Annotated in this window: 16 protein-coding genes; 6 read left to right on the top strand and 10 right to left on the bottom strand. The window is 70.3% G+C overall.

Going from position 1 to position 21,103, the window contains the following annotated elements; all coding sequences use genetic code 11:
* Positions 1–3: 3 nt before the first annotated feature.
* Entirely contained in the window at positions 4–591 is a 588-nt protein-coding gene (locus tag J4H86_RS18775) for an isochorismatase family protein (RefSeq protein WP_236539146.1), read from the bottom strand.
* Positions 592–660: 69 nt separating this feature from the next.
* A complete protein-coding gene (locus J4H86_RS18780; protein ID WP_236539147.1) occupies positions 661–2,250 on the bottom strand; it encodes an MDR family MFS transporter in 1,590 nt (529 codons plus the stop codon).
* A 466-nt stretch (positions 2,251–2,716) separates the two neighbouring features.
* Here J4H86_RS18780 and argG point away from each other — a divergent pair, with 466 nt between their 5' ends.
* The gene (gene argG, locus J4H86_RS18785) at positions 2,717–4,168 is read left to right on the top strand and encodes an argininosuccinate synthase (protein ID WP_236539148.1); all 1,452 of its coding nucleotides are present in this window, start codon (positions 2,717–2,719) and stop codon (positions 4,166–4,168) included.
* 63 nt (positions 4,169–4,231) lie between these two features.
* Here argG and J4H86_RS18790 read toward each other — a convergent pair whose 3' ends face one another.
* Positions 4,232–4,927 carry an SGNH/GDSL hydrolase family protein gene (locus J4H86_RS18790; RefSeq protein WP_236539149.1) on the bottom strand — a complete coding sequence of 232 codons (696 nt, stop codon included), beginning with the start codon at positions 4,925–4,927 and terminating at the stop codon, positions 4,232–4,234.
* Positions 4,924–5,472, bottom strand: a complete 549-nt coding sequence (locus tag J4H86_RS18795; RefSeq protein WP_236539150.1) for a TetR/AcrR family transcriptional regulator — start codon at positions 5,470–5,472, stop codon at positions 4,924–4,926. The genes J4H86_RS18790 and J4H86_RS18795 overlap by 4 nt, the downstream gene beginning before the upstream one ends.
* 251 nt (positions 5,473–5,723) lie before the next feature.
* Here J4H86_RS18795 and J4H86_RS18800 point away from each other — a divergent pair, with 251 nt between their 5' ends.
* The gene (locus tag J4H86_RS18800; protein ID WP_236539151.1) at positions 5,724–6,665 is read left to right on the top strand and encodes an alpha/beta hydrolase fold domain-containing protein; all 942 of its coding nucleotides are present in this window, start codon (positions 5,724–5,726) and stop codon (positions 6,663–6,665) included.
* 16 nt (positions 6,666–6,681) lie between these two features.
* On the opposite strand, the gene J4H86_RS18805 is transcribed toward J4H86_RS18800, so the two are convergent.
* On the bottom strand, positions 6,682–7,704 hold the full coding sequence (locus tag J4H86_RS18805; RefSeq protein WP_236539152.1) for a hypothetical protein: 1,023 nt from the start codon (positions 7,702–7,704) through the stop codon (positions 6,682–6,684).
* A gap of 227 nt (positions 7,705–7,931) precedes the next feature.
* On the opposite strand from J4H86_RS18805, the gene J4H86_RS18810 reads away from it, so the two are divergent.
* A complete protein-coding gene (locus J4H86_RS18810) occupies positions 7,932–9,368 on the top strand; it encodes a phytoene desaturase family protein (RefSeq protein WP_236539153.1) in 1,437 nt (478 codons plus the stop codon).
* Positions 9,369–9,402: 34 nt separating this feature from the next.
* Here J4H86_RS18810 and J4H86_RS18815 read toward each other — a convergent pair whose 3' ends face one another.
* The 4 genes from J4H86_RS18815 to J4H86_RS18830 all read right to left on the bottom strand — a co-directional run bounded on the left by J4H86_RS18815 (position 9,403) and on the right by J4H86_RS18830 (position 15,107).
* Positions 9,403–9,585 (bottom strand): hypothetical protein, encoded by a 183-nt coding sequence (locus J4H86_RS18815; RefSeq protein WP_236539154.1) that lies wholly within the window; start codon positions 9,583–9,585, stop codon positions 9,403–9,405.
* A 78-nt stretch (positions 9,586–9,663) separates the two neighbouring features.
* Complete coding sequence (locus J4H86_RS18820) at positions 9,664–13,194, bottom strand: YhaN family protein (protein ID WP_236539155.1); 3,531 nt, start codon at positions 13,192–13,194, stop codon at positions 9,664–9,666.
* Positions 13,191–14,483 carry a metallophosphoesterase family protein gene (locus J4H86_RS18825; protein WP_330932537.1) on the bottom strand — a complete coding sequence of 431 codons (1,293 nt, stop codon included), beginning with the start codon at positions 14,481–14,483 and terminating at the stop codon, positions 13,191–13,193. The genes J4H86_RS18820 and J4H86_RS18825 overlap by 4 nt, the downstream gene beginning before the upstream one ends.
* Before the next feature lie 162 nt (positions 14,484–14,645).
* Positions 14,646–15,107, bottom strand: a complete 462-nt coding sequence (locus tag J4H86_RS18830) for a MarR family winged helix-turn-helix transcriptional regulator (protein ID WP_236539157.1) — start codon at positions 15,105–15,107, stop codon at positions 14,646–14,648.
* 93 nt (positions 15,108–15,200) lie between these two features.
* Here J4H86_RS18830 and J4H86_RS18835 point away from each other — a divergent pair, with 93 nt between their 5' ends.
* On the top strand, positions 15,201–15,881 hold the full coding sequence (locus J4H86_RS18835; protein WP_236539158.1) for an SgcJ/EcaC family oxidoreductase: 681 nt from the start codon (positions 15,201–15,203) through the stop codon (positions 15,879–15,881).
* Between the two features lie 142 nt (positions 15,882–16,023).
* Here the strand turns inward: J4H86_RS18835 and J4H86_RS18840 are convergent, their stop codons facing one another.
* Positions 16,024–18,624 (bottom strand): PEP/pyruvate-binding domain-containing protein, encoded by a 2,601-nt coding sequence (locus J4H86_RS18840; RefSeq protein WP_236539159.1) that lies wholly within the window; start codon positions 18,622–18,624, stop codon positions 16,024–16,026.
* 176 nt (positions 18,625–18,800) lie between these two features.
* Here J4H86_RS18840 and J4H86_RS18845 point away from each other — a divergent pair, with 176 nt between their 5' ends.
* Both J4H86_RS18845 and J4H86_RS18850 read left to right on the top strand, forming a co-directional pair.
* Entirely contained in the window at positions 18,801–20,327 is a 1,527-nt protein-coding gene (locus tag J4H86_RS18845; protein WP_236539160.1) for an MFS transporter, read from the top strand.
* Positions 20,328–20,336: 9 nt separating this feature from the next.
* Entirely contained in the window at positions 20,337–21,089 is a 753-nt protein-coding gene (locus J4H86_RS18850) for a TetR/AcrR family transcriptional regulator (RefSeq protein WP_236539161.1), read from the top strand.
* The last annotated feature ends 14 nt before the right edge of the window (positions 21,090–21,103 follow it).

A 21,103-nucleotide genomic window follows, 5' to 3' on the forward strand; every position in this document is an offset into this window, starting at 1 on the left:
TGCTCACGCTCGCGAGAGAAGGTCCTCGAGCGTGCACACGTCCGCGAATCGGCCCGCGAGGGCGTAGGCGGTCCGTTGGACCACCTCGTCGGTGCCGAGCGTCAGCGGATCGGCGAGAATCTCGTCGAGGGAACGGCCGGTCGGGGAGCCGGGGGCCTCGATGGGCTCGGTCGCGGTGGCGTCGATCGGGAAGGTCACGCGGTACCCCAGGTCCGAGGCGATCCGCGCGGTGGTCTCACAGCACTGCTCGGTGCGGATCCCACAGACCGTCACCTCGGAGACCTCCCACCGACCGAGCTGGTCGTGCAGTGTCGTTCCGGTGAACGGGTTGTGGACGGTCTTGGTGAGCACAGGTTCGTCGCCTCCGGCGGAGAGGCCGGCCAGCGGTTGGACGAACCCACGGTCGGGGTCGAAGACGGTCCCCGATCCGGGTTCGGTGTGGAGCACCCATACGACGTGGTCGCCGCGGGCGCGGAAGTGGTCCACCAGCGAAGCGATGTCGTCGGCGACGTCGGGATTGGATGAGGCGCGCCACAGTTCCCGTCGCGGGAAGGACTGTTGGGCGTCGACCACGAGGAGCGCTCTTGTCATGCCTCGAGCGTCGCAGCGGCGTCCGGTCCGGGGGAGGACACGATCATGTCGTCCCCCGGACCGATCCGGTCAGCCGACGGGCCGCTCTTCCCCGGCCTCGGGTCCCGCCGTGTCGGCGACGGGGGCGTCGGCGAGCCCCTTGTCGGCGGCCCCCGCCGGCGCGTCGGGAATCTCGCCCTCGGTCGCGGTGTGTTCCGTGACCTCGGCGGCGGGCTCGGCGGACCGGCGGACGAAGAAGGTCGCGACGAATCCGGCCGTGGCGACGCACGCGCCGAGCACGAACGCGATGTGGATCCCACCCGCGTCCGCCGCGACCTCGGTCGCGCCGTCGGCCAACCGGCCGGCGGCCACGCTGGTCATGACCGCGATGAACGTGGCGGTGCCGGCGGCGCCCGCGACCTGTTGCACGGTGCCGACGACGGCGCTGCCGTGCGAGTACAGGCGCTGCGGCAGCGAACCGAGCGCTCCGGTGAGCAGGGGTGTGAACATGAAGCCCAAGCCGAGGCTGAGCACGATGTGCGCCGCCACGACGAACCCGATGGGCGTCTCGGTCCCGAACAACGTCATGCCCCACAGGACGAGCCCCACCAGCCCCGCACCGGGGGTGACCAGCGGGCGCGGACCGTAGGCGTCGAACAGGCGGCCGACCAGGGGAGCGATCAGGCCCATCACCAGTCCGCCGGGTAGCAGCACCAGGCCGGTGACCAGCGTGTCGTACCCGAGGATGTTCTGGATGTAGAGAGGCAGCAGGATGATCGTGCCGAACAAGGCCATGAAGCTGACGCCCACGAGCACGATGGACAACGAGAACTGGGTGGATCCGAAGACCCGGAGGTCCAGCAGGGCTCGGTCGTCGCGCTGCAGTTGGATCTGCCGCCAGACGAACACCACGAGCGACACCGCGCCGAGGGCGATGGCGGCCCACGGCGACACGGCCGGATCGGGTGCCTCGTGCCCGCCCTCACCGCCGAGCGCCGAGAAGCCGTAGACCAGCCCGCCGAAGGCCAGCGCGGACACGACCACGGAGAAGACGTCGATCGCGGCCGGACGGGGCTCGGTGACGTTGCGGATGAACGCGATGCCCAGTGCGAGTCCGAGCAGGGCGATCGGGAGCACCAGCCCGAACATCCACCGCCAGTCCAGCGCCTGCAGGATGAATCCGGAGATCGTCGGTCCGACCGCCGGTGCCACGGCCATGACGATCGAGATGGTGCCCATGGTGCGCCCGCGTCGATCCGCCGGCACCATGTTCAACACTGTAGTGATCAGCAGTGGCATCATGATCGCCGTGCCGCCGGCCTGCACGATCCGCCCCAGCAGCAGCACGGTGAAGCCCGGTGCCAGGAAGCAGATCAGGGTCCCGATCGAGAACAACGTCATCGCGGCGACGAAGACCTGTCGGAGGTGGAACCGCTGCAGCAGGAATCCGGTGACGGGGATGACCACGGCCATCACGAGCATGAACGCGGATGTCAGCCACTGTCCGGTGGAGACCGCGATGCCGAGGTCCCGGTTCAGTACCGGGAGGGCGACACTCATGATCGTCTCGTTGAGGATCACGACGAACGCCGACACCAGTAGCAACGGGATCACCAGTCGGTCACTCCGTCGGTTTTCGGGAGTCTTCTCCGTCGTGTCGAAGGTGGATAGCCCGGTCACATATCTCCCTTATTCGCCGTAGAGATGGACACAGAGTCACGAGTTGTGGCCGCGCACGCGAAAACGCCGCCGAACGGCGCGCTAACCGCCGGAGAGCCCCCCTCGCCAACGACAGAGGAACCACGCAAACCCCCCGCGTATTCCGGTTCCGGGCGTGTCGCGGAGCACCCGCGCGCATCCCGAGATCGTGGCCGGCGATGTCCGCGCAGCTCGTCGGTGGGGGCATGGGGGATACCCGGCGCGGCACCACGACGGGTGGGACGTGAGTTCTGCCACCAGCAGAACCCGTGCCGTGCGCGCCTGAGGGGGTCACGGGCATCGGGGGCGGGTTCCGATCCGCGGGGGTACGGCGGCGCCGCACGGTGTCCAGCGGCGCCTTGGCGCCGGTCCCCCCGATCGGGCGGTGTCACACCGTCCGCCAACAGCGGTTTGCATATTCATGCATTGATGTGAATATAATTCAAGCGTGTCTAAGGTACTCGCCTCCCTGCCCAGCGGTGAACGCATCGGAATCGCCTTCTCTGGAGGCCTCGACACCTCTGTCGCGGTCGCCTGGATGCGCGAGAAGGGTGCCATCCCGTGCACCTACACCGCCGACATCGGTCAGTACGACGAGTCGGATATCGCCTCCGTCCCGGGTCGCGCCACCGCCTACGGCGCGGAGATCACCCGCCTGGTCGACGGCCGGGCGGCGTTGGTCGAGGAGGGCCTCGCAGCGCTCGCCTGCGGTGCGTTCCACATCCGCTCCGGCGGACGCGCCTACTTCAACACCACACCCCTGGGGCGCGCCGTGACCGGCACGCTGCTGGTGCGGGCGATGCTCGAGGACAACGTGCAGATCTGGGGTGACGGATCCACGTACAAGGGCAACGACATCGAGCGCTTCTACCGCTACGGACTGCTCGCCAACCCGGCCCTGCGCATCTACAAGCCGTGGCTGGACGCCGAGTTCGTTCGCGAGCTCGGCGGGCGCACCGAGATGTCGCAGTGGCTGCAGGAGCGGGGTCTGCCCTACCGCGACAGTGTGGAGAAGGCCTACTCCACCGACGCCAACATCTGGGGCGCCACCCACGAGGCGAAGTCCCTGGAGCACCTCGACACCGGGATCGAGATCGTCGACCCGATCATGGGGGTCCGCTTCTGGGACGCCTCCGTCGAGATCACCCCCGAGGACGTCACGGTCGGCTTCGAACAGGGCCGGCCGGTGACCATCAACGGCAAGGAGTTCAGCTCCGCCGTCGACCTGGTGCTCGAGGCGAACGCGATCGGCGGCCGGCACGGCTTGGGCATGTCGGACCAGATCGAGAACCGGATCATCGAGGCCAAGAGCCGCGGCATCTACGAGGCCCCGGGGATGGCGCTGCTGCACGCCGCCTACGAGCGGCTCGTCAACGCCATCCACAACGAGGACACCCTCGCCAGCTACCACAACGAGGGACGGCGCCTGGGCCGACTCATGTACGAGGGCCGGTGGCTGGACCCGCAGGCCCTCATGCTGCGCGAGTCGCTGCAACGCTGGGTCGGCATGGCCGTGACCGGTGAGGTCACCCTGCGCCTCCGCCGGGGCGAGGACTACTCGATCCTCAACACCACGGGCTCCGCGTTCAGCTACCACCCCGAGAAGCTGTCCATGGAGCGTACCGAGGACTCCGCGTTCGGTCCCTCCGACCGGATCGGTCAGTTGACCATGCGCAACCTCGACATCGCCGACTCCCGCGCCAAGCTGGAGCAGTACGCGGGGCTGGGCATGGTCGGCGTCCAGGACCGGCGCCCGATCGGCGCGGCGCAGGCCGCGTCCACCGGACTCATCAAGTCGGTCCCGGCGGGCGGCGCCGACGCGATCGCGTCCCGCGGCGAGGCCTCGTCGGAGGACGACACCCTCCTCGACCAGGCCGCCATCGAGGCCGGCAACGACTAGAACGACGGGACGGTCCCGGGCCGTGTCGGGTGGAACCCACCCGGCACGGCCCGGGACCCGCGCTCAGCCGGACGGCACGTGGTCCGCGACGAGCGTGGCCCAATGGCCGTAGCCGGTGCCCGAGGGATGGAACCGGTCCCGCGCGAAGAACTCCGGCCCCACCGGGACCGCGTCCACGGAGCTGACCCACGTGACAGCGGGATGCGCTCCGCAGACGCGACGGGATTCCGCGTCCAGCGCGGCGGCCCGCTCGGCGAGATACCACCCCAGGGGTTTCGGGACCCCCGGGAAGGCGGCGAACGGCGGGATCCCCGCGACGACCACGAACCTCGCGCGTCGGGCGAGGTCGTCCACGATGGCGGAGAGATCCGTCGCCCACTCTTCGGGCGCGCGACGTCCAAGCGTGTCGTTCACCCCGGAGAGCAGTACCGCGACGTCGAGATCATCGGAGAGCCGCGCCAGGAGGCGGTGGCGTATCCGGCGCGCCGTCGCCCCGTCATGCCCCACCACCTCCCACGCGACTTCACCTCCGGTGCGTTCGGCGAGGATCCGGGCGAGACGCCCGGGAAAACCCTCCGCGTGGGTGGCCACACCGCACCCGGCGGCGGTGGACTCGCCGACCACACCCAGCCGCAGCGACCGCTCGGCGACCGGCCCGACGGAACCCCGGGTATCGCCGGACGCCGGTGGGAGGCGCTCGGTCCGGGCCCGCACCCAGAGGCCCTGCGCGGCGGCCAACGGCAGGAGAACCGGGTTCATGAGGTCTCTCCCTCGACCTTGAGGGCGCGTACCGCGGCCCGGCTGCCGTGGCTCAGGTCCGCGCCCAGGGACTGCAGCATCATCACCAGCGCACCGTCGGCGAGGAACGACGCGGCCTCCTCGGGAGGGGCCCCGCTCAACCGTTCGGCTTCGCGCAGGGAGTCGGCGACGACGGCACGACACCGTGCCGCGACCTCCGCGTCACCCCGGGCGAGGGCGCACGCCTGAAGCCAGAGCCCGGTGACGGCGCCGTCCGCGACCAGTTCACGGAAGCCGTCCCCCATCGCCCGTAACGGATCACCGGGCTCGTGCTCCGCGGCGCCGCGAAACACGACCCGCACCCGCGTCTCCAGTTCGTCCACACACGCGAGGAAGAACGCCTTCTTGCTGCCGAACAGTCGGAACACGTAGGAGGAGGACACGCCAACCTCACCGGCGATCCGCTCCATCGCCGCCGTGGTCACCCCCAAATCCGCGAACGCGCGTATCCCGCTCGCCACGGCCTGCGCCCGACGTCGCTCGGAGGAACTCCGTATGGTCGCCATGCCAGGAGTCTAATGAAGTAATCACTTACTTCCAATAGATCGTCTCTCCCCTCCTCTTGGGCGAGGGGCCGGGGTGGCCAGAGGTTCGGCCGGGTATGCGTGGCGGGGAATGGGCAGGCCTTCCACGCGCGGGGGCGGAGCGCGTTAGTGTCAGAACAGATCGATCACCATCGGGTGACGAGTTTCGCGGCGTCCCGTTGAGAGGAACGGGTGGGGGAACGCGGCGGATATGACACGGGATGGAGCTCGTCATGTCAGTGCTTGGCATTCCCCGCGTCGCGGCCGCCGCGGCGACCGGAGCACAGGGTCTGGTCTCCCTGGCCGAGGTCAGGCTGGCCAGGGAGAAGCGTGCGGCCTTCCCCGACCTCCCCAGCGACATCCACGGGATCACGGTGCCGACGTCGGTCGCGCCCGCCCGCGCCGTCGTCTACCGTCCCGCCGCCTCGGTGCGTAACCCACCGGTCCACGTGAACTTTCACGGCGGGGGGTTCATCCTCCCCGGAATCTGGCTCGACGACCCGCTGTGCAGGCTGCTGGCCGCTGAGGCGGGTGTCGTGGTCGTCAACGTCGACTACGTGCTCGCCCCCCGCCACCCGTTCCCGAGCCCGCCGCGCCAGGCCTTCGAGGTGGTTCGGTGGGTGGCCGAGCACGGCGCGGAACACGGGTGGGACGGCACCCGGTTGACGATCGGCGGTCAGAGCGCCGGGGGAGGGATCGCGGCGGCCGTGGCCCGGCAGGCACTCGAGCGGGGCGGGCCCGAGATCACGCTCCAGGCACTGCTGTATCCGGTGCTGGACCTCACCCTCCCCATGAGCGAGAAACCGTCGGCCATCGACCGGCCGATGCTGCGCCCGTGGATGGGGGAGGTCTTCGACAACTCCTACGTCCCCGATCCGGCCGTCCGCGCCGACCGACTGGCCTCGCCGGCCGGCCCGGCGGACACCGAGGACCTCACGGGGATCGCGCCCGCGTTCCTCATCACCCCGGAGTACGACCTCCTGCGTGCCGAGGGGCAGCGATACGCGCGGCGCCTACGCGACGTCGGCGCCCTGGCGGAGCACTGCGACGTTCCCGGCGCGGACCACGGGTTCGACGTGCGCGACCTGGAGCTGGCCCGCGCCATCTACGCACTGATCGCCGACCACCTGACCCAGGCCGACGCGCCGCGTGCGACGTCGGCCGGCCGGGGCTAGCACCCCGGCCGGTTCGTCACTGATGCACTGGCCCGTGCCGTGCGCTCAGCGGTTGATTGGCGTTCCGAGCCACGAGAACTCCCGGTCGTAGAGGAAACGAAGTTCCGGATCGGGCTCCAGGACGAGATCCACCCCATCGCCGGAAAGCGTCACCCGATCGTCGGCGTCCTTGGACCACTCCAGGGAGATCGTCTCCTGGGTCTCCCGGTTGAGGGGGGCGGTCGCCGTCCATGATGGGGTAGAGACTCACCTCGACGGTGTCGTCATCGGCCGTCTCGTAGAACCCTTCGTGGAGGTCGCCGTTGGCGTATCGGAGGGTGAACTGCCAGGTGCCACCGTTCATGGACTCGTACTGTCCGAAGGCGACCTCCTGCCACCGCGTGTCATCGGCCAGTTGGTCAGCGGGTTCCCGCGTGTCCTCCACTACCCGGTAGACACCCGCGAGGCCCGGGTCGGACTCCTGAGGTACATAGGTGGTCACGAACGCGATCGGGCCGACGACGATCGCCACCCCGATGGTCCCGAACACCCAGCGCGTCACCCGATGCACGGCGGGCCAGGGGATGGGGCGAGGGATCACCGGCTCCCCCGGGTCCCGCCCCAGCACGAAACGCGTGAGGCGGCGCATCTCCGGAGCGAGGACCAGCAGGGCGACGACGGCCAGCAGCAGGGCGAGCAGCTTCACGGGGACGTCGTAGAAGAGGTTCAGCAGGAACACGAACCCCATGGCGCCGGCGCCGAGGAGGCCGCCCAGCCAGACCGTCCGTCGCCAGATCAACAGGACTCCGGCGATAACCTCGACCAGTCCGGAGAGAAACTGGAACGCCGGCGAATAGGCGGTGAAAGTCCAGAGGAGGCCCATCGGACTTTTTTCGCCAATGGTGTAGAGCGCCTCGGCGTAATCCAGGAACCCCATTTGTATGAACAGGAGTTTGGACCAGCCGTACACCATCAAATGAACGAACAGATAGCCGCGCAGTAGCGCATGGACCAGCCACAGGGCAGTCGTCCACCAGGGTCTCGTCGGGGGAGTGCTCATGGTCAACAATTGTTCCATGGCGGCGTATTGGTGCTGAAAACGGGTCGGTGGTGTTGAGTCGACATGATTTGCGTTCCCCTGATCATTTGGTGTAGGGATTGACGAAAGAATCGTGGTCCCAATGGTGAGTCGCGTCACGCACACGCACCGCCTGTCGGGGGTGGGCGAGAGTCGGTGAAATCCGGCGCGCCGACCCAGCGTGGGGCGCGAACCCAAGGAGGGGCTACGTGGCGGACGCGGTGGTTGTGGGGGCCGGACCCAACGGCCTCGCGGGCGCCCTCACCCTGGCCCAGGCCGGGCTACGGGTCACCGTGCTGGAAGCCCAGGCCACGATCGGCGGCGGCGCGCGCTCGTCCACGTCGGTACTCCCCGACCTGGTGGTGGACCACTGCGCCGCGATCCATCCGCTCGCCGTGCGATCCCCCTTCATGCGGCGGGCCGGACTGGAACGGTACGGGCTTCGCTGGCGCTGGCCGGAGATCGACGCCTCCCACCCGCTTGACGGAGGATTAGGTGTGGACCTCCACACGTCGGTGCACCGCACGGCCCACGGCCTCGGGCCGGACTCGCTGCGGTGGCTGTGGGCGCACCGCGGTCCCGCCGCGGACTTCGACGACCTCCAGTCCGACGTGATGCGTCCCCTGTCCTGGCCGCCCAGCCAGCCACTGCGGATGGCGCGGTTCGGGCTGCCCGCCCTCAGTCCCGCCACGGTCTACGGTCGGCTGTTCGCGACACCGCGGGCGAGAGCGCTCTTCGCCGGGGTGGCCGCACACGCCATGCGACCGCTGGAGCACCCCCTCAGCGCGTCGGTGGGCTTGGGCCTGTTGACGGCCGCCCACAGCAACGGCTGGCCCGTGGTGGAAGGCGGCACGGGGCGGCTCGTCGCGGCGATGGCCGCCGCACTCACCGAGCTCGGTGGGCGGATCGAGACGGCGACGCCCGTCGAGCGGTGGTCCGACCTGCCGTCGGCCGACATCGTCCTGCTGGACCTGACCCCCGACACGGCGGCCCGGATCCTGCGCGGCCGCCTCCACCCACGAGTCCAACGGGCCTACGAGCGGCAGCGACGCGGCCCCGGCGTCCACAAGGTCGACTTCGCGGTCGAGGAGGGCGTGCCCTGGGCGTACGAACCGGCGCGACGCGCGGGAACCGTCCACCTCGGCGGAAGCGCGGAGGAGATCGCCACCACCGAGCGCGCCGTGGCCGCCGGCCGAATGCCGGAACGTCCCTTCGTCCTCGTCGGGCAGCAGTACCTCGCCGACCCGGGACGCTCCGCCGGGAACGTGCACCCCGTCTACGCCTACGCGCACGTCCCCCACGCGTACCCCGGCGACGCCACCTCGGCGGTGATGGCCCAGATCGAACGCTTCGCCCCCGGCTTCCGCGCTCGAGTGGTCGCCTCGGTGAGTACTCCACCGGAGACGTTCCACAGCCGCAACGCCAACTTCACCGGGGGCGACATCCTCAGCGGGGCGGAAACCCCGGCCCGCCTGATCTTCGGGCCCCGCCCCGCCCTCAACCCCTACGCCACCGGTATCCCCGGCGTCTACCTCTGTTCCGCGACCACACCCCCCGGCCCCGGAGCCCATGGCATGTGTGGCCACCACGCGGCCCGATCGGCACTGCGCGCACTGGACCGCCGCACGACGCCTCACGGTAGGTAACGGCTCCGAGCCGGCGCGCCGACTCGGGCAGCGATCACCGGGCGGCGATCTCCTCGGCGCGGGCGGTGATCTCCTGTCGGTCCACCTCGGTGAGGGCGATGCCGAACACGGTGCGGAGCGTCTCGGGCACCTCCGGGACGGGCGGCGTGGTGGCGCCGTGTTCGTCGGCGACGACGGCACGGTCTCCCCACGGACGGGGCGTCTGTGGGGAGACCACGCCCGAACCGCGCTGTCCGCGTGCGCACGTCCGGGTCCCGGGCCCGGATCTCGTGGCGTGGGTGGACGAGGTCTCTGGTCAGGGGCTGGTGGTGCGGGGCGTCGGCGCGAATCGGGCGAGGGGGTGGGGGTGGACGCGGTCTGGGGGGAGGGTGTGGTGGGCGAGGTCGACGAGGTGTCCGTGGTGGGTGAAGACCACGATCTGGAACCGTTCGGCCATGGAGTCCAGGATCCGCAGCGCGGCGGCGCTGCGTTCATCGTCGAAGGTCATGAAGACGTCGTCGACGACGAACGGCATGGTCTGGCCCGCGTCGGCGTAGCGCTCGAGGGACGCGAGACGCAGCGCCAGGTAGAGCTGGTCGCGGGTGCCCTCGCTGAGGGCGGGGACCTCGGCGGTGTCCCCCGTCTCCCGCGTCACGCGCAGAATCTTGCCACCCCTGTCGTCGGTGTCCGGAACGAGGCGGGTGAACCGGCCCAACGTCAGTCCCGCGAAGATCTCCGCGGCTCGACCGAGGATCGGATCCTGGTTCCTACGCCGGTAGTCCTCCATCTGCTGGTGCAACAGGTCGTGCGCGAAGGCGAGCCGGAGGTACTGCTCCGTCTGCTCCACCAGCTCGGCCTCGAGTGACGTCAACTCGTCGGCGATCCGGGCGGCCTCCGCCGTGGAGTCGACCTGGCTGAAGGCGATCCGAGCCTCCGTCTGGGCGTTCTGGGCGGCGTCGCGCGCCTCCGTCACCCGCTCCAGCTCCGCGGCGGCCTCGACGGACCGTTCACCGATCTCGTCCTGGGTCAGGTCACCGACCTGTGCCGCGATCGCGTCGACGTCGCCCCACTGCGCGAGCTTCTCCTCGGCGTCCACGAGCCGGGCGCGCTCGTGGGTGACGCGCTCCGACCGGGCGATCGCCTCGCGCAGTTCCTCGACGCCGGTCACCCCCACCTCGGCACACAGCGCGGCGAGACGTTCCTCGGCCCGGGCGCGTGCGGAGTCGGCCTCGCCCAGTTCCGCTTCACCGTCGGCGATCCGGGTCCGGAGCTCCTCACGCCGGCGGTCCTGTTCCGCGTTGTCCCGCACCCGTTGTGCGAGCGACTCCAACGCGAGGGAGCGCTCCGCCCGGTCCTCCGGGAGCTCCGTCGCACACGTGAGGAACACGGCGCGCAGGTCCTGGTCGAAGCGGGCGGTCTCGGCGTGTTCCCGCTCGGCCCTCTCCTCGGCCTCGGTCGCGCGTTCCACCAGGTCGGCCGCTTCGGAGAGGCGGTCGAGGTCAGCCCGTACCGCGTCCACCGGGCTGTCCGGCGGGAATCCGATCGGCGCCGTGGCCTCGTTCCAGCGACGGGTCCAGTCCGCGAGCTCGGTGTCCGCCTCGACCTTGGCGTCCTGGGCACGTTCCAGCGCCTCGTGGGCGCTGGCGACCTGTCGGACGGCCTCGGCGCGTTCCTCGGCGGCGGCGTCACGACGGGTGAGTTCATCGTGCGCGTACTGGGTGAGCTGGCGGAGTTGTACGGCCAGTCCGGCCGGGGTGGCCCGCTCCTCGAGTGGTTCGGTGTTGACGCCGCAGTCACCGAGGTGTTCTCGCAGTTGGTGGGCGAGGCCACGCGCCACGTCCTGGGTCCAGGCCAGTGCCTGGTCACGCTCGTGGCGCTCCTGATTCAGCGCGCGCAGTTCGCGGATCCGTTCGAGGACGTCCTCGGCCGCGTCCAGCGCCGGTGCGGTGACGGGCTCGGCCGGCCAGAGCTCCGTCCACGCCCGTTCCAGCTCCTCTCCGGTCTGTTCCAGCGCCGCGATGTCGCCCTCGAGCGAGTGGATCTCCTGGTCCAGGGTGTGCACCCGACGTTCCAGCGTGGTGCGCCGCGCGACGGTGTCGGCCTCGCGCAGTAGCCGGTCGGCCAGGTCGTCGGCGGCCCGCACCGCCGTCTCGAAGGAAGCGCTGTCGTCGTCCTGTGGTTCCGGGGCGGTGCGGATTCGCCGCCACAGGGAGTCGCGGTGGCCCCGCGCGGTGGCGAGGTCGTCGGGGCTGGGTGGGGCGCTCCGGGAGAGGAGGTCGTCCAGTTCGGCCTGGACCCGGGAGCGATCCGAGGTGAGTTTGCGAAGTTCCCTGCGTCGCCCTTTGAGGTCGCCGCGGTGTTCGGTGACCCGTTCGCGGTGCGCGACGACCTCGGCCCGGGTGGGCACGGTGGCGGCCAGCACCTCGTCGACGGCGTGCTCCGTCCACCCGGCAGCGGCCACGACGGCCTCCTGGCTGGCCACGGTGGTGGCGAGAGCGTCGTACTCGCGGCTCAGGGCGTCCGGCAGTTCGGCGGGAACACTCGTGAGCACGGTGGACAGCGCACGCGGGTCGGGGACCTCGGGCAGTGCGTCCCGCGCGGCCTCGGCCCGCTCGACCGTCCGCTCCGCGGTAGCGACCTGGTGTTCGGTGCTCCGCCGGGTGGCGCCCAGCTCCGCGTACTCGGCGGTGAGGAGGGCCACGCGTTCCCGCGCCGAGGGGTCAACCCGCGGCACCGCGCCGGCCACGGGTTCGTCGCGCGGCCGGTTGCCGTGGGGATCGTGGTGCAGGCCGTCGAGTAGCCGGTCGGCCGCCGCCCGGTACTCCGCCGCCTGGCGTTCCAGCTCGTCCGCCGTGCTCGCGGCCTTCTCGACCCCGGCGACCGCCTGTGTCAGCGCCGTCACGTTCTCCTGGACCAGGACCAGCCGGGAGTCGACCTCGATCTCCGCCAGGGCGTCGCGGGCCGTGGCCAGGGCTTGGGCGGTCCGGTCCCGGTCCTCGCGGCTGCGCTCCAGCGCGCGGTCGAGGTCCAGGCGTCGGTGCTCGGCGTCGGCCGGAGCGACCGGACCGGTCGCCTCCAGCCGTTCCACTTCCGCCGTGGCGCTGTGCCGCGCCCGCAGCAGGGGCAACGCCAGCCGCAGGCGTTCCAGGCGTTCGTGGTGCGTCGCGGCCTCCCGGTGCTGGGCGTCGACCTCCGCGAAGCGCGCCTCGGCCCGCTCCTTCTCCCGCCGCAGCCGCACGTAGGTGTCGGTGTCGGTGGTGGTGTCACGCAGGGCGTTGGTGAGGTCGCGATGGCGACGGAGCCCTTGGTTGAGTGGGGGCTTGCTGCCGCTGGGCAGGTACAGCTCCCGTTGCCGGGCGTCCAACTCGCACAGCACGGCCGTCAGGTCCTGGCTGGACTGTGCGGAGAAGAGCGCGCGCCCGAGGTCACCCTCCCCGCGGAGCAGGGCGTCGCCACCGTTCTTCAACTCCGCCAAGGTGAGGGCGAAGGTGCTCGTGAACACCTCGGCGGAGATTCCGTTGAGGAGGGGCGCCAGGGCGTCCTCACCGATCGGCGTCCCGTCGGCGTCGGTGAGCGGGTTCTTGTTCCGTTTGTGCCGCACCAGCTCGAGCGTGGTCCCCGCGCCGTCGTCGATGCGCGCGCCCAGCCGTAGGTCACGTTTGGCGTGCACGAAGTCGTGCGTCGTCCGGTTCGGGATGCCGTACAGCAACGCGCCCAGCGCCGCGAGCGCGGAGCTCTTGCCGGCCTCGTTGGGGCCGTGGACCACGTGAAGGCCGGGGGCGCTCAGGTCGAGCGAGAGGTCGGTGAACGGCCCGAAGGCGGTCAGGTCCAACCGTGCGATCCTCAACGCCGGCCCTCCACCATCGCGGTCAGCAGGTCCGTGGCCTCGCGGGTGAGGCGGTCGGTTCGCTCGGCGTCCTCGAACAGGCTCCGCAACTCCGCGGGGAGACGGCTGGGAAGCCGGGTGCGCGCGAGGAGCTCGTGGACCCGCTCGGGGTCGGAGCGCAGCGCCGCGGCCTCCTCGTGGAGACCAGCGACCACGCTGGTCACCCGTTCCGGAGCGACGCGGGACTCCTGCGGCGTCGTCCGCACGTGGACCTTCTCGATCCATACCCCCGCACGCATCTGCGCCAGACTGCGGATCCCGTTCACGAACTCGTCCCGACGGCCCACCAGAGCCGAGTGGGCGGCGCTGCGCCCGGTGGCGACGACGCGCACGGCGTTGGACCGGTCCGGAGGCGAGGGGGTGACCACCTCGTTGACCAGCCGATCCTCCACCCGGTCGCAGGCGTCGTCGAGGTCCTTGGCGTCGGAGACGTCGACCCGGATCTCGTGCCAGCGCGCGGAGGTGTCGAGGTCACGGTGCTCAGGCTCGCCGACGACGCGGAGGTTGTCCACCGTCACCAGGGTGCAGCCCTTGGCGCCGGTCTCGCCCGCGTCGCGCCCCTGGGTGTTTCCCGGGAACACGACGTGCGCGCCGTCACTGTGCTCGATCGCCCGCTTGTGCACGTGGCCCAGCGCCCAGTACTCGTAGCCGTGGTGGGCGAGCTGGTCGACGGAGCACGGCGCGTAGTGGTCATGGCCGGGGCGCCCCGTCAGTGATGTGTGCAGGATCCCGACGTTGAACAGGTCGGAGCGTGGTGCGGGATAGTCCCTGGCCAGGTCGTCCTTCACGCTGCCCGTGGCGAAGCTCTGCCCGTGCACCGCCAGGCCCAGGTCCTCGCGCAGCGCGGTCCGCGCCTTCGCGCTGTCGAACCGGTACACGTTGTCCGGTAGCGGTAGCTCGCGCGTCATCTTGTTCTCGGCGTCGTGGTTGCCGGAGATCATGAAGACCGGAACGTCGGCGGCGCGTAGCCGGGCCATCTGGTTGGTGAAGAACAGTCCGGTGCTGAAATCCCGCCACGAGCCGTCGTAGATGTCTCCGGCCAGCAGTACCGCCGTGACCTCCTCCGCCAGCGCCAGGTCGACGAGGTTCTCCACCGCGGTACGGGTCGCTCCCCGCATCTGTTCGACCGGGGCTCCGTCGTAGCGGACGAGTCCACGCATTGGGCTGTCGATGTGGAGGTCGGCTGCATGGAGGAGTTTCACGAGGGACACCGTTTTCGAAGCGGAGGCTGCGACGCCAGGGGGCCACACGCGCCACCGGAGGAGACTGGCCACCCTGGGTTCCCAGGCTATGCGTCACCATCGATGTGCGTATGTTTTATCCACAGCCCTGTGGATCGCGCCAGTGTGGACGGTCGGCCTGGGACGCCCACGCGCCCACCAGGCCGGACCCCTCGTCCCCGAACACCACGGCTAGGGAGTGTCCTTCCCTGGTCGTTCCGGGTTCCGGGCCGCGGCCCCGTAGATCTCCGCGGCCCCGACGAAGTAGGAGCGCAGGCCATCCACCTGGTCCTCGGAGAGTGCCGCGACAAGCTCCCCGATCTGTCGACGGATGGGGCCGAGCAGGCTGGCCAGCTCCTCCGGCAACTCACCGGTGTGCTCGATCATCACACGGCGACGGTCCGCTGGATCCACGACGCGGCGCGCGAGCCCGAAGTCGATGAGTCGGTCCACGACCCGTGTCGTCGCCCCGGCGGAGAGGCCCAGTCGCGCGGCCAGTTGACCGTTGGTCATCCGTTTGTCCAGGTCCAGCAGGCTGCTGGCCTGGTAGTCGGTCAGGCCGAGCCCGGACCGTTCCGCCGCGGCGAAGTGGAACAGGATCACTGAGGCCAGGTAGTTGCGGTACGGCTCCCTGAGGTCGCGTGCCGTCGTCATGGCCCACCTCACATTTCGTTGCTTGGACAAAACTATTGTGTCTGTGCAAATATTACTTCAGTTCAACCAACGGGCACACCCCAAGGAGAGCACATGTCCGAGACCACGATCCAGCCAACGACCCAGACGCCGACGGAACCCCGAGCGCGCGGGCGAAGCCGCCGCGGCCGGATCGCGCGGATCACCGCCCTCGTCGCCACGGGCGTCGTCGCCGCCGGACTCGGTGGTGGTTACCTCTGGTTGTCGGCCACCTCCGAGCCACTGCAGACGGGGCAGGCGGAGTGCGAGGAGGCGCCCGTGTCGCTCCCCGAGACCATGGCCGACGCCTCGGTCGAGGACGACGTCCGCGCCGTTTGCGACACCATCGGGTCACTCACCGAGGCCTGGGCGGTACACGACGCCGACGCCTACGGCGAGGCCTTCACCGAGCAGGGCACCTACACGACGTTCATGGGAACCCACTACGCCGGGCGCGAGGACATCGTGGAGAGTCACCGCGAGCTCTTCGACGGGCCACTGGAGGGCACCCAGCTCGCGGACTCCTTCCTGTCGATCAACTTCGTGCACGAGGACGTCGCGGTCGTCACCACCCGGGGCGACACATACGAAGGAGACGTCCCCGAGCGACTCGCCAAGGTCCAGACCTACAACGTGACGCGGACCGAGGGGGACGAGTGGCGGATCAGCTCCTTCCACAACACCAAGCGCGACGGTGCCATGGAGCGGCTCCAGTTCCTGATGATGCCCGACTCGCGCCCGGCCGCCGAGCGCTGACGCGGGACCGAACGGCACGTCGGCCACACACACCCGGCGCGTGTGGCCAACGCCCGATCTGGGGGGCCGTCGGTGCCCGGACGGCCCCCCACGAAGCCGAACAGGTGACCGAGCGAGTCCGTCCCTCGCTCCGGTGGCGCACCTATCCGGGCTGTGCCACGGGCGCCGGCTCCGGCTCCGTGGCGGACCGTAGGACCTCGACGGTGCCAGCGACACCGTTCACCCGAACCCTGTCCCCGGTGGTCAGGCGGGTGGTGGCGTCGCCGCACCCCACGACGGCGGGGATGCCGAGCTCGCGGGCGACGATCGCGGCGTGGGACAGCGGAGCGCCGACGTCGGTGACCACCGCGGCCAAGCGCGGGAACAACGGGGTCCAGCCGACGTTGGTGATCGTCGTTACCAGGATCTCCCCGGGCAGGACCGACTCGCTCTCGGCCATGGAGCCGATGACCCGCACCGTCCCCTCGACGACCCCCCGCGACCCCGGCGCGCCGCTGATCTCCGCCGCGGGCGGTGGTGCGTCACGGTGCTCGTCGAATATGTCCCCGCGCCGGTTCGGGTCCGCGGCCCAGCGGTCCGGGGCGAACCGACCCCGGATGAACAGCGGGTAGGTCGGCAGCGAACGGTAGTGATCGTAGGCCGCCCGCCGCGACGGAACATGGTTCAGGGGCCTCTCGTCACCCCGGAGCACGTCCACGAGCTCATCGACGTCCAGGAAGAACAGATCGTCGCCGTGCCCGGTGAGCTCCCCAGCACGCAGCACGAACTCACGCTGGACCCACCCCATGCGCACCCACTCCGATCGCCCCGCCTCCCGAGAACGGGTGCCCACGGCCGAGGCGGCCATCCGCCGGCGCAGGGCCCCCACCTTCGTCGGGTGCCGCTGCGCGAACCGGGCCACGGCCTGCTCCCGTTCCTCACGCTGGCGCTTCAGGAGGTCGGTGACCTGGGTGACGGAATCACCCATCGCCGCGAGCTGAGCGTCCAGCCAGTCGGGGGCCTCCACGGGACGCGGCTCAGACAGTTCGAGCTCGTCGGGGCAGCGATGCCCCCACCGGTCGACGAACGTCCGCTGGTCGATCTCGCCACGGGACAGTTGGGCGAGACCGATGAGCGGACCGAGGCTCGCCATCGGCGCGTCGTCGGAGTCATCGCCGCCTCCGGAGGCCAGCGCGTTGACGTCCTCCTCGTCTACGCCGATCTTGCCGAGCCAGCGGCGCAGCGTGAACTGGCTGAGCGTCTTGGCGTTCGTTCCCCAGAACGTACGCGTCACGAACGTGAAGCAGGGGTCCAGCTCGAGGTCCCACAGCCGCGCCAGGTCCGCCGGGGTACGTGCCGCGCGGATGGCCGTGCGGGCGGCGGACATCCGCGCGTGCGACGCGGCGAGCCGCTCGGACGTGCGGCGGAGGAACGGCAGGAGCGAGGGCATCGTCCGGAGGATCGGTGGCGCGATGCGGGTGGCGACCTGTCGCCGTGGCATCGCGGGCGGAATCGTCAGGTTCGATGGAAGGGGGCCGGTGATTTGTTCTCCGATGGTGTCCTCGCCCGCGCCCATGCTCGCCATCATCGAGACGTTCATGTACAGCCGCCCGCCGATGTTGCCGAACATCGGCACTCCGGGAACCAGGTTCTGCGGCTTGATCAGCCCGATGTAGCGCGTGAAGAACGTCCACGTCATCGGGGTCATCACGCTGGGCACGGCCTCGCCCACGTTGGCGCTGGTCCACAGGAAGTCACCGAGAGCGCTGTCGTTCCACTCCTCACGTTCGACCGCGTCACCCGCGTCGACGACGGTGGTGATCGGACGCGCCTGCAGGATGTACAGGTCGTTGTCGTGCCGGGCCCACTCGACGTCCATCGGGGTCCCGTACAGCTCCTCCACCCGCGTACACAGTGCGGCGAGTTCGCGTGCCTCGGCCGAGTCCAGGACGTCGACGGAGCGCCGGTTCTTCGGCACGGGCGCCTCGTGCGTTCCCGTGGTGTCGCGCACCGTCATCACGGACTTGTCGGCGGTGCGCCGGTCCGTGATGTTCCAGGTCGCCCGGTCGACGACCACTGTGTCGGCGTTCACCGCGCCGCTGACGACGGCCTCGCCCAGGCCCCAGGCGGCGTTGATGGTGATGCCGCCGCGAGTTCCGGTGACCGGGTCGGCGGTGAACGCGACCCCCGCGGCGTCGGCGGGCACCAGCGTCTGGACGACCACGGCGAGGCTGACGCTCTCCGGGGTGATGCCGGCCCGGGCGCGGTAGCCGATCGCTCGGGCGGTCCACAGCGACGCCCAGCAGTCACGTACCGCCCGGAGCAGTGCGTCGTCACCGCTGATGTTGAGGAACGTGTCCTGCTGTCCGGCGAAGGAGTGTTCGGGCAGGTCCTCGGCCGTGGCGGAGGACCGCACCGCGACGGACCCGCCGCCGAGTCCCGCGTAGGCGGCACGGATGTCGTCGGCGATCGCGTCGGGGATCGACGCCGTTCGGAACAGGTGCGCGATCCGCTCCTGGGCCGAGGCCATGGTCTCCGGAGCCTCCAGGTCGACCGTCGAGACGGCCGCAAGGATCGGTTCCCGCAGCTCGGCACCGTCCACGAAGCGGGCGTAGGCGTCGGTCGTGACGCAGAAGCCGTCAGGTACGGGAACGCCCGCCCGGACCAGTCGTGCCAGGGACGCCCCCTTGCCGCCGACGCGCTCCAGCTCGGCCTTCGGGTCGTCCAGCGGCAGCACGGTGACGTGCTGGTGGTTGTCGCTCATCGCGTGGACTCCTCGTCTCGCGGTCGGCTACCGAGCCTCGGCTCTTGGGGTTGCCTACCGCCATCCGTCAGTTGCCAACCCTTCACGTGTAATAATGACCAAGTTAATATAATTGGTCAATAGTCAAAAATCTGGGTCGGGTCGGAGGCGCTCCGTCCGGCGAGAGGAGGCGGGGCATGACGGACCTCGCGGACGAGCGGCGAATGGCGCGGCTTCGGCCCGTCCTCGCCGCGATCCTGATGGCCATGGCGATGGCCACGCTGACGAGCTCCATCGTCGGCCCCGCGATGCCGACCATCGTGGGTGACCTCGGGCGGATCGACCTCCTGCCCTGGGTGGCCAGTGCGACCCTCCTCGCCCTGACCGTGTCCACCCCCGTCTGGGCGGCCCTGTCGGACCGGTTCGGGCGCAAACGTCCCTTCCAGGTCGCGATGGTGCTGTTCGTCGTCGCGGCCCTGGTGGCCGGCCTCGCGCAGGACATGGTGACGCTGATCGTCGCCCGGTTCCTCCAAGGAGTCGGGGCGGGAGGACTCGTCGTGCTGGCCCAGGTGTTGCTCGCGGACATCCTTCCGCCGAGACAGCGAGGACGCTACAACGGCCTGATCGGCGCGGCCCTGTTGCTACCCATGGTCGGTGGCCCCGTCCTCGGCGGAGTGCTCGTGGGGCTCGGCGACGCCGGGTGGCGCTGGTGTTTCCTGATCAACGTCCCGGTGGGTCTGCTCACCCTGGTGTTCAACCAACGTTTCCTGCCCGCGGACGCCGCGACCGGTCGGGCACGGCCGCTGGACTGGCGGGGGACGGTCGCGGTCACCGGCGCCGCATCCTGCGGAATGCTGCTGCTCACGCTGGGTGGAGCCGAATTCGCCTGGACCTCGGGATGGAGCTGGGGCCTGGGCGGCGCCGCGCTCGCGCTGACCGCACTCGCGATCCACACCCAGCGGCGCGCGTCCGCGCCGATCCTCCCGCCGTGGCTCTTCACGCACCGCACCGTCGCGCTGGCGCTTGTCGGAACCGCGCTCCTGGGCGCCGGCAACTACGCCGGAATGATCTACCTCCCTCAGTTCCTCCAGCTCGTCGCGCACCTGAGTCCCACGGAGTCGGGCCTGATGATGCTCCCGCTCCTGCTCGGCCTGCAGGGGGCGCTCACGGTCTCCGGGTTCCTCATCTCCCGCAACGGTCGATGGAAGTCCCACGCGGTGCTGGGGTTCTCCCTCCTCGTCGCGGCCTTCCTCCTACTGGCCGGGCTCACCACGCGGCCGGAGCTCATCCTCCTGGGGGTGGGATTCACGTTGGTCGGATGTGGGCTCGGGCTGTCCATGCAGGTCCTGATGTTGGCGGCGCAGAACGAGGTCGACGGGGAGGGGACCGCCGCGGTGACGGCCGCGATCACGTTCTTCCGTTCACTGGGCGGCGCCATCGGCGTCTCCGCACTGGGCGCCGTCTTCGCCACGCGGCTCCGCAGTGGGCTGACGGGAGGCGACGACCTTGGTCTCCCCGCACGCCTCACCGAGGACCTCGAGCTCGGGGCACCGGAGGAACTGCGCGCACTGCCCGCGGCGGCCGGGGAACTCGTACACGAGGCGCTCACCGGCGCCATGCAGGGCGTGTTCCTCGCCGCCGCGATCCTGACCGCGGTGGGCACGGTCGCAGTGCTGGCCATGCGGACGACCCGCCTGCGCTCCACGATGACGCGGGATCGCTAGTTTGGAGGGATGACGATGGGCCAGAGCACGAGCCAGCGGCGCACGAAGGAACGGCGCGAGGAACGCGCCGAACGCATCCTCGACGCGACCAAGGAGCTCATCCTCCGCTGGGGGTATCGCAAGACCACGCTCGACGACATCGCCCGCCAGGCGGAGGTCGGCAAGGGCACCCTGTTCCTGCACTGGCCCAACCGCGACACGTTGTTCGTCTCGCTGCTGCTCCGGGAGCGTCTCGGCATGCTGACCGACATCCGGGACACCCTCGCGGAGGCCCCGGGAACGGCCACGGTCGAGCGCTTCTTCTACCGCCACATTCAGGCCTATCGGCGCCGTCCCCTCTTGACCGCGCTCGTGCGTCGCGACCAGAGCACCCTCGGCCGTCTCGCGGAGCAGCGACAGGACGGCAGGAACCTCGCCGAGCGACGGGTGGAGCTCGTCGCCTACTTCGAGGAGCTTGGCACGGCGGGAGTGGTGCGCGACGACCGCCCAGCCAACGACCTCGTGCACGTCGTCGTCGCCACGATCTACGGCTTCATCTCCATCGACCAGTTCCTCGCCGAGGACTCCCTCACCGACGACCACGCCGCCGAGCTGTGCGCCGACGGCATCGCGCGGATCACCACGTCGAACGCCCCGCGAACCGCGGATTTGGTCGCCGCGGAGTCCGAGATCACGATGCGCCACGCCGACCGGATGCTCGCCATCACCCAGAGGAAGTACCAGGCGTCCCTCGACGAACCAGGGGGCACGGACACGGTGTGAAGCACCGATCGCCC

Origin of the sequence: Spiractinospora alimapuensis, assembly GCF_018437505.1 — a bacterium.
In the GTDB taxonomy this organism is placed as follows: Bacteria; Actinomycetota; Actinomycetes; order Streptosporangiales; family Streptosporangiaceae; genus Spiractinospora; species Spiractinospora alimapuensis.